The sequence below is a fragment of the Altericista sp. CCNU0014 genome (genome assembly GCF_044923475.1).
Taxonomy (GTDB): domain Bacteria; phylum Cyanobacteriota; class Cyanobacteriia; order Thermosynechococcales; family Thermosynechococcaceae; genus JAAURS01.
In genome coordinates this window covers 3,726,065-3,737,926 of the sequence record NZ_CP137338.1, presented here as the reverse complement: position 1 = coordinate 3,737,926, position 11,862 = coordinate 3,726,065, and the positions used below count along the sequence as shown (strand labels likewise).

Here is an 11,862-nt window from a genome sequence, read left to right as displayed (position 1 = left end):
ATCCCGGCTTGTCTGGCTGAGCCTTTCTTTCGCGTCTATTTTTCCATTGACGATCTCAAACAAAGTTTCTGATGCTGCATGGGCTGCCCCTCGCGGGCAGGAGCCTTTAGCCTTCGCCCCTCAAAAGCTAAACCGACCAGATGTACGGCAATTTGCGCTGGACTTGGCCAACCGCGATCGCGTTGCGGACGGTCTTCCCCCGATGGCGGAGGATCTAGAGCTATCCCAGGCGGCTCAGCGCCACGCGGAGGATATGCTCAGGCGCAATTACTTCGATCACTACTCTCCCGAAGGGGAATCGCCCGCCGATCGCCTCACCGCTGCGGGCGGGAGCGGATTCCCGGCTGAAAATATAGGGATGAGGGAAGACCCGAGGGTGAAGCGCATTAAGGCCCAACTCCTCGAAACGTTTCAGCGGCAGTGGATGTCCAGCGCGCCCCACCGCCGGAACCTGATGAATCCAAACTACCAGCGCTTTGGTTACGGACTCGCGATCGATCCCGGCAGCGGACGCGTTTTTGCGGTGCAAATGTTTACCCGTCGTTCTTGAACCGAACGGGATTTGCATAAAATCCGAGGTGGTTGGCAATAGGGCGCTCTACGGTCGGCAGTTTGGCATGAATGGGCGAGTTCAACAGCATTGGTCCCTTGGCAGTAGCGATCGCCAGGGTAACAGAGCCGCCGCCATCTAGATTGAGGGCTGATTCGAGACCTAGCTGGGCGGCGATCTCCCCCAGGTCTGTCATGGTTGCACCCTCGCTGTATAAGGGTTGTTTGCCATCAACCACGATCAGCCAAACTTTCGTCCCCGAACGGTCTAGCCCGATGGCAGTGCGCGGGTAGGGTTTGTCCCAATCTCTAGCCTGTCGGGATGGATGCTGCAATGGCTGAGCGTGGTTTACAAAGATTTCATTCCCAGCGATCGCCTGAGCCGTCTTCGTCGGACAGGAGCCATCTGCAACTATTTCAGCCTTTTGCTTCGTAAAACAAATGGCTGGCAATTTGTTTTTTCCGACGGGGTAGGGGTTGGTATTAGAAATTGCGTTGCCCGAAACCCATACGCGATCGCCCTGGTGCGGATAGTAATCCCACGGGGTGTCCTCATGAAATGGATAGAAGAAATTTCCGTTAATTGCCAGTTGCAGTCCAAATTCGTTGGCAAAAACGGAGGTGGTTCGCGCCAAGGTATGGGATGGGCGTTTAGAGCGAGCGGAGGGAGTGACGGAAATGGAGGGAGTCACGAAAGCTGTAAGACCGGGTGCCTTCAAATCGAGAGCTACGACATGCACCATCATGGGGCGAGGTGTTGAGCGAAAGGTTCGTTGGTAAGCGATGCCCTGAAATAGGCGTTTTGTCTGGGATTGTTGCGGAGGGCGATGCAGATACGATGGACTGCAAAGGACAATCGGAAGACTCAATAGACCTATGACAAAGGCCCAAGGCCAAAATGACCTAAGCTTTAAATCGGAAGACATCATACCGTTTCCGTTAAACATTTCTAGCGTCTATTTAAATTGCAGCGCGCGCTTCACAGCCAAAGTAAAACCCAAAAACTGCTTTCAATGAGAGACAAAAGCCAGTGTAGCTTTGCCGGACAGAATTTGCGAAATCGCTCTTTTGCCCGACAAGATTTGAGGGGAGCGGATTTTAGCGGGGCTGACCTCAGAGGTTGCGACTTTCGCAAGGCTTGTGCGATCGGCGCAAACTTCAATCGCGCCCGGATGGGGCGCTCGCGATTTCAAACTGGGTTGAGGCTATCTGTAATCCTTGGCGTTGCTGCGGTGACGATCGATGCCGTTTCGCGGATGGTGTTTGGGACGCTCGGCAAAACGTGGGAAGACCCAGCTTGGTTCTATGTCGTTCTCCTCCATTGCGTTTTGGCTGGTATTGGTGTTTTTTCGGCCATTACTTTTTTTGCAACCCGTCCTTTCCAGCAGATAGGCCAATGGATGACAGGTCTTCTCAATGGAATGCTGTTTGGCTTTTTTTACGGGGGATATTTCTCTAACTCGAATCCCTCAAATGCGACTTTTGGCGCGATCGTGGGGCTGCTCTCGATGGGATTGTTGCTTCGGGTTGCCATCGATCGCCCTTGGCTGAAGCTAGGGGTTGCAACGGCCAGCGCGAGCGCGACTTACGGGTTTACATTCTTTGTGGGGATGTGGGCGATCGCTGCGTGGAGTACGGCAAATGTGTTGCTGGCTTTGGGGCTGTCCGGGGTGGGCGCGAGCTCGCTTTGGCTTTCTGGGTATCAGCTTTTGAAATTGATCTCAGATCTAAAAACATTGCCTGGAACATTTTTTCAAGGTGCAGACTTGAGCAATACAACCTTTGAAGGTGTTATTTTGCAATAGATTGTATTGCTTTATCCTCGGATTTTAAAGTGTTTTTTGGATTAATAAATGTTGCGGTTTTCAAAGCAAATAAAATACATTGTCCCTTAAGTATGCTAGGCATATACCTAAAGAATGTAAAGTATTCCACCCCAAGCTTTCATTTGTCATTCAATAGGTGCTCGACTTCGCGAAAAAATATTTTTTGTAATTAATTTAATCGAGAAAAATTATTTCAAGAGAATCAGCAGATGTTTTACGTAGCAACGTTATTTTGGATTGTAACTACGATTTGTTCAAGTTCTTTAGAAGAGGAAGCACTTAATAAGCTCGATCCCGAAAATCAACTAAAAGCTAAGCAAATACATAAATTCAAATGGCCTACTTTTATGCTATTTTTATTGACTATAAGCCTGGTTTACATTTCCGCGATTGTTTGGCAAGCTTTTAAATATCACTTATTTGTATTATTCTACATAACTTCAATTGTGTTTTTTGTGTCTGTTGCATTAGTTAACTATAGAGAGCTTGGAAAGAATGAATTTCATCCTTCGTATATTTCAATCTGGCTTAAAGCTCAAATCTTAAAAATTTTAGGATTTTCAATTTATTCATTCTTTATATTGTTTGACTAGCAGTTAAGGGCAGCTTCAATGCAGAATGAAATTATGTTTACTTGCTTGTCTTGTGCGTTTTAATTGAATCCAAACGGAATTCTCATGGCAATAGATAAAAGCAATTAATTCTATCTTAATCTTCGTCTTCATGAATTACTTGTAGAGCTGCAATTTTAGTAAAACTATAAATGAATACTATAATTTTTGGTGCCGCTATACTTCAATTTATTTTCATGTGTTTTCTAGCTTCATCTATGCAAAAAGAACGTAACAGTCTTGATGAGGAGGATCGAGAAAAAGTAAATAAGATACCTGCCTGGAAAGTATCGCTGCAGAGCCTATTTTTGATATCTTTAGGATTGGTAATTTTAATTTTTGGATGGGAAAAGTTCAAAAATGAGTCAATAATATTATTTTATGTCTTATCAATTGTTTTGATAGGTTTAGAATCGCTCAAATATCGAAAAAGATTGCATCAAGTAGAAGCTCCTTCTCCGTATATAGATCTTGTCGTGAATTATCAATATCTATTAATTGTAAACTATATGGTGTTTCTGGCATTATTATCCTTTTTGAGGCTCAGAAATTAAATTACGTGAAAATTATCTTTAATCGTATCTCCGCTCGATCCAACCGCTATTAGAAACAGCGCCGTCGATCTCAGATTTAGCTACACTCAAGAGTAGCTCTGTATCAGTAGCACCATGGCGATCGTATCCTCCCAGGCTCAACCGTCTCAGCCAGACGACAAGCCATCCCAAAAGCAAAAAGCCGCATCAGAAATTACCCCAGACCGCTCCGCTCTGCCCATCGCCGAAACGCCCTCCCTCGTCAGACCGGAAGCCGCACCAGAAGAACGACGCAGCCAAAATGACGAAAAACTGCGGCCTCAAAAGCTATCTGAATACATCGGGCAGCGAGAACTCAAAGACGTCCTTAAAATCACCATTCAGGCCGCCCAATCCCGCCAAGAACCCCTAGATCACCTCCTGCTCTACGGCCCACCAGGGTTGGGTAAAACCACCATTTCCCTCATCCTAGCCACCGAAATGGGCGTTAACTGTAAAGTGACCAGCGCCCCCGCCCTAGAGCGCCCCCGCGATATCGTCGGGCTGCTCATGAACCTCCAAAAGGGCGACATCTTATTTATCGACGAAATCCATCGCCTATCGCGGATGACCGAAGAGCTGCTTTATCCCGCAATGGAAGACTATCGTCTCGACATTACCATCGGCAAAGGCCAATCCGCCCGCATTCGCAGCCTCCCCCTCCCGCCCTTTACCCTCATCGGTGCCACAACCCGCGTCGGTGCCCTAACCTCACCCCTGCGCGATCGCTTTGGCTTCATCCAACGGCTGCGCTTCTACGAACCCGACGAACTCGACCAAATTATTTTGCGCACCGCCACCATCCTAGGCGTCGAAATCCTCCCCGATGCAGCCCAAGAAGTCGCGCGGCGATCGCGCGGTACGCCCCGGATTGCCAATCGCCTGCTGCGCAGGGTCCGAGACTACGCAGCCGTCAAGCAAGTCCGTCCCATCACAGGGGCGATCGCCGTCGAAGCACTGGAATTATTTAACGTAGACCCCTGCGGCCTAGACTGGACCGATCGCCGTTTGCTCGGCGTCATGATCGAACACTATGGCGGCGGACCCGTAGGACTCGATACCCTAGCCGCCGCGACGGGAGAAGATTCCCAAACCATCGAAGAAGTGTACGAGCCATACCTGCTGCAAATTGGCTACCTCAACCGCACTCCTAGGGGGCGAGTGGCCACTCCAGCCGCCTGGAAGCATCTCGGCTTCGACCCGCCAGAGCATCAGCTTTCTATCTTGAGATAGCAATCTTTAAGAGAGCGACCGAGGTGCGTAGCTGCGAACGACGCGCCCCGCCCCGCGAATTTGAGCGTAGTAGTTCTGGCTGACCGTCTCTTTGAGATCGACCAAGGAATCGATGCCAATGCCATTGCGCCCTCGGTCTTTCCCAGAACTGTGGATGTAGTCTCCACCACCCAAGTAGATGGCAACGTGGGTGGCTTTCAAAGGCGTCCCAAAAAAGATGAGATCGCCAAGTTCTAGAACATCTACAAGCGCTTCTGGGCGATCGCCTGGATTCTCAATTCTCTCTACAAAAGCTTCTTGCTGGTATGCATCTCTGGGGAGCCAAATCCCCTGGGTTGAAAACGCGTGTTGTACTAGCCCAGAGCAATCGTAATTGGGGCCAAGGGTACCGCCCCAAAGATAGCAGTTGGGTTGGGCCATGGCCGCTCGTGCAAAAGCGATCGCCAGCGGAATCCGCGCCTGAATCTCTGCCAATGACAGGCTAGAGGGAACGTAGGCGGCAGTTGCAGGTTGAAGGGCTGCTAAATCCGATCGGCCCATCCAACCAGGGTAGTCATCCTCGCAAAGCACCATCGGCAGAGCCACCCCCTCCTCCGCAGCGCCGACGGACTGAAATCGCAGTTGTCTGCCAGCTTGGGCTTGGGTGGCTAAAGCATTGAGGGCGGGCGAATCGTACAAATTCAGCGGTCGAATTGCTTCATAGGCGATCCCTTGCCTCGAAGCATCGAAAATGTGTCTTGCGTCAAACGCGATCATAAAAACCCTAAACCCTCACGCCCGTCGTTTCCTGGAATCATAACAGGGCACGCGCGGGCAAAGTGAAGTCCAACTCGGTCCCCATGAAAAACCCCTCCTGAAAGAGGGGCCTTTTCCGTTGGAGGAAGATTCGCTGGCGAATTTAGAAGGTTTCGACAGTTTTCGACGACGGTTAACTGGCAAGATATTGACGGACATCGAGCTGGCAGCGTCGCAAGTAATCGAGGGCTTGTCGTTCGAGCTGGCGCACGCGCTCTCGGCTCAAGCTGAGCTGCTCGCCCACCTTCGCCAAGGAGAGCTCTTTCCCCGTATGCAGGCCAAAGCGCAGGGTCAACACTTCCCGCTGCTGGGGGGTCAGCTCCCCGAGGAGTTGATTGACATCTTCGCGCAGGGCTTCTCCCGTCGTGAACTGTTCGGGAGACTGTCCGTCATCCTCCAGCAGATCGCGCAGCTCGGTATCCTGATTGTCGCCGACGCGCAAATCTAAAGAGACGGGCTGGCGGGAAATCATTAAGAAGTCTCGGATTTGAGTCGGATCTAACTCTAATTCCTTCGCAATTTCAGCCGGAGTGGCACTGCGACCCAGCTTCTGGGACAGCTCTCGCTGCGCTTTTTTAATTTTGTTCAACTTTTCGGTAATGTGAATCGGAAGCCGAATGGTACGGGCCTGCTGGGCGATCGCCCGCGTAATAGCCTGCCGAATCCACCAGTAAGCATAGGTCGAGAACTTATACCCTCGGGTAGGGTCGAACTTCTCAACACCCCTCTCCAGACCTAAAGTTCCTTCCTGGATCAGATCTAATAGCTCCAAATTGCGCTTCTGGTACTTCTTCGCAACCGCCACCACCAAGCGCAAATTCGCTTCGATCATCTTTTGCTTGGCGCGCTTGCCTTGCTTCAACGTTAGCTCTAACTCCGAGTCGCTCAACTCAGATTTTTGCGCCCACTCCGCCATAGTCGGTTCGTGACCCAAAGCTTGGGTCAACTCCTCCTGGATTTCCAGAAGTCCCATCATCTGCTGCACTTGTTTGCCAAAAACAATTTCTTGTTCGTGGGTCAGGAGCGGAACGCGACCGATCTCGTGAAGATAGGTCCGAACCATATCGCGGCCTGCTGGAGCGGGAGTCGATGCTTTCTTGTCAGTCACTTTTGCCATGGATCCTCAGTATCCCCCTCAATACAGGACGGGATTGCGATGAACAGATATACGCTGGCCGAAAAGTCCGGCTAAGAACTGTACCGTTCAGTATAACCGGACTAAACGAAGTCAGTATGAGTTCATGAAATTATCATAAGCTATCCCTCTAGCTATCACCAAATAAAGAAAGGTGTAAATGTCCGTACCTGGTCTTTAGTAAAGATCCCTTAAGTTAAGAGGAGGTAATGGTCTGTCGGTCGTCGCATCCCTAGCGTTTGGCCAGAGGCACGCATCGATTTAAAAGCAAACCGCTGGAGGAGTCGAACCGAGCGCGACATGAAGGGCTAATAGACTGTTTGCGGCTAAAAAAGGTTTCCAATCGCCCATTCCTTCAAGATTTCAGATTAGTGTACCCAAACTTTCTGAGAAAAACCTCAACTAATGGATAGAGGTTGGCAATTTGGATCGCAGTCGATCTTGGCGCTGTCTAGAACGGGCGATCGCCCAAGGGCAATGCCACCTTGCGATCGGCCTCCTGCAGAATCGCAGGACTGCATTCTTCTTGCGGCGCGAACCCGTTGAGCTTGAAGTCGTAGTATTATTAGAGAAACGTAAATAAGTGTTAAGAGCTGTCAACTTGTTTTGCAACGAGTTGCAATTTATCGATGTACTCCTTCTGTAAAGCTATGAAACATCCTCTCGTGATGCGTTGGATTCGGGCTAGTTTGGTTGTGGCGATCGTATTTGGGCTGTGGGTATTGAGTCCAGATGCAAAAGCCTACAACAATCCTCAGCTTTTGCCTGCAGAGCCGACTCCAGTTGTGGATTTAGCAAAAGTCTTGACCAGCCTTCAGAGAGAAAATCTTGTCAAAGAACTCGAAGCCTTCGAGGCTGAGACTGGTTGGAGGCTGAGGGTTTTAACCCAATTCGAGCAGACGCCCGGCAGAGCAGTCATCGACTTTTGGAAATTAGACGCAAAAAGTACGGTCTTGGTCGCTGACGGAAAAGGCGGCAACATTTTAAGCTTTGCGGTCGGCAACGATTTTTATCCATTGCTGCCGCGCACCTTTTGGATCGAGTTACAGACCCGATTTGGCAACCAATACTTTGTCCGAGATAACGGCGAAGATCGGGCGATTATTCAAGCGTTAGCCTCTGTGGAGGGATGCTTGCGAAAAGGAGGCTGTAGCGTCGTCCCCGGACTGCCCCAAGAGCAATGGATTTTGACCTTGGTCACTTCTGCGATCGGGGGAATTATTTGCGGCTTTGCCGGACGACCTCGCAAAGCGGGCCAAGTGTTTGCTTGGCAGTGGGCTTTGCTATTCTCTCCGCTGTGGGGAATGCTGTTTTTCTCCTTTGGCTTGGGACCCGTGCTCGTGCGCACGCAGGACTGGCTTCCTATTTTTCGGAATTTTGCTGGGTTTGGAATCGGTTTTCTGGGCGCTTTTTTAAGCTACTTTCTCACCACACCCTCAACGCCCGAACCCGAGGCTTAGCTTCGAATTTGTGTCTTCTGGACGCGAAATCGCTCGATGTCAGACGGTTAAAGCTCGAAACGACCGCATAAAGTCCTTAGGAATCCTAGCAGCATTCTAAAAATCATACTAGGATCGCAGTGGGCAACGCGTAGGATAGCGCCACGATGGTTGTAAATCCAGGTTTACAGGGTTCCATAACGTCCCTTAAATCAGTCTTTCAGTCGATTACTCCTGAAAGCTGCCCCTCTATCTACAATTTCCACCTCCATACGGTTTATTCCGACGGTCAGATGCGTCCAGAAGCGCTGGTGCAGCAGGCCGTTTCTTACGGATTAAAGGGTTTGGCCATTACCGACCACCATACGGTCGCGGGCTACCAGGCCGCGCGGCGCTGGCTAGATCGGTGGAGCTTGCAGTCCGCAGGGGAGCATTTAGAGCCTTATTTGTGGTCTGGGGTTGAAATAACAGCTCAATTATTGGGGACTGAAGTCCATATTTTGGGATACGGATTCGACCTAGAGCACTCCGCGATTAAGCCCTATTTATACGGACAATCTCCCGTAGGGGAGGCATCTAAAGCAGTCCAGGTCATCCAAGCCCTTCAGGAGGCGGGAGGGCTTGCGGTTTTGGCCCATCCAGCCCGTTACAAATTAGGCCCTGCGGATCTGATTCCAGCTGCGGTTCGCTTGGGGATCGATGGCGTTGAAGCTTACTATTGCTACGGTAATATCGATCCTTGGCAATCCAGCCCGGACCAAACCCAGCGCATCCTCGAACTCAGTCAAGCCTACGGATTACTCACCAGCTGCGGGACTGACAGCCATGGATTGAGCATTCTGAAGCGGATTTAGCTGCGTTTTTCAGCCCGCGCAGGAGGTTGCGCCAGCCGTTCGGGCTTTAAAACTTTAGGAATTTCATTCAGTATGCGACGAGCGACCGTTTCCGCATCCTCTCGGGCCTCTATGGCAATGCGGAGATCTGCCTGAGCGTAGAGGGGCGTGCGTTGGAGGAGCAGTTCTTCAAGTTTTTGCTGCGGATTCGTTGCTTGTAGGAGCGGGCGAGCCGCATCGCCTTGGAGGCGCTGCCACAAAGTTTGGGGCGATGCATCCAGCCAAACGACTAACCCGTGGTGCAAATAACTCCAATTCATCCGCTCGATGACGATGCCGCCCCCCGTCGCTACCACCAGGCGCTTATAAGCAGACAGTTGCCCTAACGTCTGGGTTTCCAGTTGCCGAAAGCTAGATTCGCCAGACTCAGCAAAAATTTGCGAGATAGAGCAGCCTGCCGCTTGGACGATCGCCGCATCGGTATCGAAAAAGCGATAGTCGAGGTGCTGGGCCAAGAGGCGACCTGTTGTACTCTTCCCCGCTCCCATCATGCCGATCAGGTAAATATTGGTGCCTTGCAGGTCAAACTTAACGGCGGTCATAAAATTTTCTCGAGCCCGTAGATGAGGGTTTGGAGTTGAAGGACTTTGCGGATAGACAGCAGAACGCCAGGCATGTAACACGCGCGATCGCTAGTATCGTGGCGCAGGGTATAGAGCTGTCCCGGCGCCCCAAACAGCACCTCTTGGTGGGCGATCAAACCGGGCAACCGCACGCTGTGGATCCGAATACCTTCGTCGGCAAGGCTTCCCCTAGCTCCAGTTAGATGTTCTTTTTCTTCGACCGCCGCCGGATTAAAGGTTTTGCCGAGTTCGGCCAGCATTTGAGCCGTCTGAATGGCCGTACCGCTGGGGGCATCGGCTTTTTGGTTGTGGTGCAGCTCGATAATCTCGACGTGGTCGAAATACTGCGAAGCAGCGATCGCCGCTTGCTGGAGCAACACCATGCCAATAGAAAAGTTAGGAATGATGAGACATCCCGTACTAGCTTTATCTGCAAAAGCTCTCAGACTTTCGATTTGAGCGGTACTCAGACCCGTCGTGCCTACCACAGGGTGAATTCCATAGGCGATCGCCGCCCGCACATTTTCGTAAACCGAACTGGGGTGAGTGAAGTCCACCATAACCCCAAGCTGCGGCTCCTGTGCCGCAGCCGCCAGCACCGACTCTAAATCGCTCAGCACCGGAATTTCGAGGGCTTCGAGACCGCAAACCTCACCAACATCCTGCCCCTGAATCCGAGGATCGCGATCGACCGCTCCGATCAGCATCAGATCCTTCGCTCCAGCGACAGCCTTAACGACCTCGCGGCCCATTTTGCCTGCCGCTCCATTGACAATGACGGGAATTTGACGAGTCATACCGAATCTGAAATCCTTTCTGTAGAGTCAAGACTAGGACATTGCCCTGCCAATCTTTAATGTAATGCGAAGCGAGCGATCGCGTTGCCCAAAATTTGCAATCCACTCATCCTTCCCAAACCAAACATCCAAACGTATGACCCGTATCCCATCTGGAGGGGGTCTGGGGGACGCAGCCGTCCCTCAGCGGGGGCTTGGGGGAAGACACCCCCAATATTACGAACCCACCAAGCCCGAAGCACCACCCATAACCCTAGACGACACCCTCCACCAAAAAGCACCGCCCCTTATTACAAGGGGCGGCGCTCCAAAAATCTAATTCAACCCAATCGGGAAAGAATTAACCGTTGATAGCAGGAGCAGACATCGCCACAGGAGCAGACTCACCAGCAGCCAAATCGAGGGGGAAGTTGTGAGCATTGCGCTCGTGCATCACTTCAAAACCCAAATTGGCGCGGTTGAGCACATCGGCCCAAGTATTGATCACATTGCCCTGGCTGTCCACGATGGAGTGGTTGAAATTGAACCCGTTCAAATTGAACGCCATCGTGCTGATGCCCAAGCTCGTGAACCAGATGCCCACAACAGGCCATGCAGCAAGCAAGAAGTGCAAGCTTCGGCTGTTGTTGAAAGAAGCATATTGGAAGATCAACCGACCGAAGTAGCCGTGGGCTGCAACGATATTGTAGGTCTCTTCTTCCTGACCGAACTTGTAACCGTAGTTGGCAGATTCCACTTCAGTCGTCTCGCGAACCAGAGTAGAGGTAACGAGAGAACCGTGCATCGCAGAGAACAAGCTACCGCCGAAGACACCCGCCACACCCAACATGTGGAAGGGGTGCATCAGGATATTGTGCTCGGCTTGGAACACGAACATGAAGTTGAAGGTTCCAGAGATACCCAGAGGCATGCCATCGGAGAAAGACCCTTGACCGATCGGGTAGATCAAGAACACAGCAGTGGCAGCAGACAGAGGAGCGGCGTAAGCAACGCAGATCCAAGGCCGCATGCCGAGACGGTAGGACAGTTCCCACTGACGTCCGAGGTAGCAAGCGCAACCTAAGAGGAAGTGGAAGACGACCAACTGGTAAGGACCGCCGTTGTAAAGCCACTCATCCAAGGAAGCAGCTTCCCAGATGGGGTAGAAGTGAAGACCAATTGCATTAGAAGAAGGCACAACAGCACCGGAGATGATGTTGTTGCCGTACATCAAGGAACCCGCCACGGGTTCGCGGATGCCGTCGATGTCCACAGGAGGAGCAGCGATGAAAGCAATGATGAAGCAGATGGTAGCAGCGGCAAGGGTAGGAATCATCAAGACGCCGAACCAACCGATGTAGAGTCGGTTGTCGGTGCTGGTGATCCAGCTACAGAACTTTTCCCATGCGCTGGCGCTTTCGCGTCTTTGCAGTACGGTTGTCATGGTTTTATGAGTGCGTTAAAGAATTG

14 protein-coding genes are annotated in these 11,862 nt (G+C 51.2%); 8 read left to right on the top strand and 6 right to left on the bottom strand.

Annotation, left to right across the window (positions count from 1 at the left end):
• Nucleotides 1–46: 46 nt before the first annotated feature.
• Entirely contained in the window at nucleotides 47–550 is a 504-nt protein-coding gene (locus tag R6H26_RS17820; protein WP_404784254.1) for a CAP domain-containing protein, read from the top strand.
• Here R6H26_RS17820 and R6H26_RS17815 read toward each other — a convergent pair.
• Nucleotides 534–1,295, bottom strand: coding sequence for a phosphodiester glycosidase family protein (locus R6H26_RS17815; protein ID WP_404784252.1), 762 nt, complete (start codon nucleotides 1,293–1,295; stop codon nucleotides 534–536). The two genes, R6H26_RS17820 and R6H26_RS17815, sit on opposite strands and share 17 nt — an antisense overlap.
• A gap of 267 nt (nucleotides 1,296–1,562) precedes the next feature.
• Between R6H26_RS17815 and R6H26_RS17810 the strand changes: the two genes are divergently transcribed.
• The 3 genes from R6H26_RS17810 to ruvB all read left to right on the top strand — a co-directional run bounded on the left by R6H26_RS17810 (nucleotide 1,563) and on the right by ruvB (nucleotide 4,791).
• A complete protein-coding gene (locus R6H26_RS17810; protein WP_404784251.1) occupies nucleotides 1,563–2,354 on the top strand; it encodes a pentapeptide repeat-containing protein in 792 nt (263 codons plus the stop codon).
• A 230-nt stretch (nucleotides 2,355–2,584) separates the two neighbouring features.
• Entirely contained in the window at nucleotides 2,585–2,968 is a 384-nt protein-coding gene (locus R6H26_RS17805; protein WP_404784249.1) for a hypothetical protein, read from the top strand.
• A 686-nt stretch (nucleotides 2,969–3,654) separates the two neighbouring features.
• Nucleotides 3,655–4,791, top strand: coding sequence for a Holliday junction branch migration DNA helicase RuvB (gene ruvB, locus R6H26_RS17800; RefSeq protein WP_404784248.1), 1,137 nt, complete (start codon nucleotides 3,655–3,657; stop codon nucleotides 4,789–4,791).
• A 6-nt stretch (nucleotides 4,792–4,797) separates the two neighbouring features.
• On the opposite strand, the gene R6H26_RS17795 is transcribed toward ruvB, so the two are convergent.
• Nucleotides 4,798–5,547: a C40 family peptidase gene (locus tag R6H26_RS17795; RefSeq protein ID WP_404784246.1), complete on the bottom strand. Its 750-nt coding sequence runs from the start codon at nucleotides 5,545–5,547 to the stop codon at nucleotides 4,798–4,800.
• Nucleotides 5,548–5,719: 172 nt separating this feature from the next.
• On the bottom strand, nucleotides 5,720–6,703 hold the full coding sequence (locus R6H26_RS17790; protein WP_404784244.1) for an RNA polymerase sigma factor, RpoD/SigA family: 984 nt from the start codon (nucleotides 6,701–6,703) through the stop codon (nucleotides 5,720–5,722).
• A 442-nt stretch (nucleotides 6,704–7,145) separates the two neighbouring features.
• Between R6H26_RS17790 and R6H26_RS17785 the strand changes: the two genes are divergently transcribed.
• From R6H26_RS17785 to R6H26_RS17775, 3 genes are all read left to right on the top strand, one after another.
• Complete coding sequence (locus R6H26_RS17785; RefSeq protein ID WP_404784243.1) at nucleotides 7,146–7,304, top strand: hypothetical protein; 159 nt, start codon at nucleotides 7,146–7,148, stop codon at nucleotides 7,302–7,304.
• Between the two features lie 67 nt (nucleotides 7,305–7,371).
• On the top strand, nucleotides 7,372–8,181 hold the full coding sequence (locus R6H26_RS17780; protein ID WP_404784241.1) for a TPM domain-containing protein: 810 nt from the start codon (nucleotides 7,372–7,374) through the stop codon (nucleotides 8,179–8,181).
• A 146-nt stretch (nucleotides 8,182–8,327) separates the two neighbouring features.
• Entirely contained in the window at nucleotides 8,328–9,014 is a 687-nt protein-coding gene (locus R6H26_RS17775) for a PHP domain-containing protein (RefSeq protein ID WP_404784239.1), read from the top strand.
• Here R6H26_RS17775 and R6H26_RS17770 read toward each other — a convergent pair.
• Together R6H26_RS17770 and dapB are read right to left on the bottom strand one after the other, a co-directional pair.
• Nucleotides 9,011–9,595, bottom strand: a complete 585-nt coding sequence (locus R6H26_RS17770) for a shikimate kinase (RefSeq protein WP_404784237.1) — start codon at nucleotides 9,593–9,595, stop codon at nucleotides 9,011–9,013. The genes R6H26_RS17775 and R6H26_RS17770 overlap by 4 nt on opposite strands.
• A complete protein-coding gene (dapB, locus tag R6H26_RS17765) occupies nucleotides 9,592–10,413 on the bottom strand; it encodes a 4-hydroxy-tetrahydrodipicolinate reductase (RefSeq protein ID WP_404784236.1) in 822 nt (273 codons plus the stop codon). The genes R6H26_RS17770 and dapB overlap by 4 nt, the downstream gene beginning before the upstream one ends.
• A 136-nt stretch (nucleotides 10,414–10,549) precedes the next feature.
• Here dapB and R6H26_RS17760 point away from each other — a divergent pair, with 136 nt between their 5' ends.
• Nucleotides 10,550–10,732, top strand: coding sequence for a hypothetical protein (locus tag R6H26_RS17760; RefSeq protein ID WP_404784234.1), 183 nt, complete (start codon nucleotides 10,550–10,552; stop codon nucleotides 10,730–10,732).
• A 21-nt stretch (nucleotides 10,733–10,753) separates the two neighbouring features.
• Here the strand turns inward: R6H26_RS17760 and psbA are convergent, their stop codons facing one another.
• Complete coding sequence (psbA, locus tag R6H26_RS17755; RefSeq protein ID WP_404784232.1) at nucleotides 10,754–11,836, bottom strand: photosystem II q(b) protein; 1,083 nt, start codon at nucleotides 11,834–11,836, stop codon at nucleotides 10,754–10,756.
• Nucleotides 11,837–11,862 lie beyond the last annotated feature (26 nt).

Excerpts from the sequence above, each read along its gene's own strand:
- R6H26_RS17815 (WP_404784252.1), bottom strand. The coding sequence starts at position 1,295 with ATGATGGTGCATGTCGTAGCTCTCGATTTGAAGGCACCCGGTCTTACA.
- R6H26_RS17810 (WP_404784251.1), top strand. The coding sequence starts at position 1,563 with ATGAGAGACAAAAGCCAGTGTAGCTTTGCCGGACAGAATTTGCGAAAT.
- R6H26_RS17805 (WP_404784249.1), top strand. The coding sequence starts at position 2,585 with ATGTTTTACGTAGCAACGTTATTTTGGATTGTAACTACGATTTGTTCA.
- ruvB (WP_404784248.1), top strand. The coding sequence starts at position 3,655 with ATGGCGATCGTATCCTCCCAGGCTCAACCGTCTCAGCCAGACGACAAG.
- R6H26_RS17795 (WP_404784246.1), bottom strand. The coding sequence starts at position 5,547 with ATGATCGCGTTTGACGCAAGACACATTTTCGATGCTTCGAGGCAAGGG.
- R6H26_RS17790 (WP_404784244.1), bottom strand. The coding sequence starts at position 6,703 with ATGGCAAAAGTGACTGACAAGAAAGCATCGACTCCCGCTCCAGCAGGC.
- R6H26_RS17780 (WP_404784241.1), top strand. The coding sequence starts at position 7,372 with ATGAAACATCCTCTCGTGATGCGTTGGATTCGGGCTAGTTTGGTTGTG.
- R6H26_RS17775 (WP_404784239.1), top strand. The coding sequence starts at position 8,328 with ATGGTTGTAAATCCAGGTTTACAGGGTTCCATAACGTCCCTTAAATCA.
- R6H26_RS17770 (WP_404784237.1), bottom strand. The coding sequence starts at position 9,595 with ATGACCGCCGTTAAGTTTGACCTGCAAGGCACCAATATTTACCTGATC.
- dapB (WP_404784236.1), bottom strand. The coding sequence starts at position 10,413 with ATGACTCGTCAAATTCCCGTCATTGTCAATGGAGCGGCAGGCAAAATG.
- R6H26_RS17760 (WP_404784234.1), top strand. The coding sequence starts at position 10,550 with ATGACCCGTATCCCATCTGGAGGGGGTCTGGGGGACGCAGCCGTCCCT.
- psbA (WP_404784232.1), bottom strand. The coding sequence starts at position 11,836 with ATGACAACCGTACTGCAAAGACGCGAAAGCGCCAGCGCATGGGAAAAG.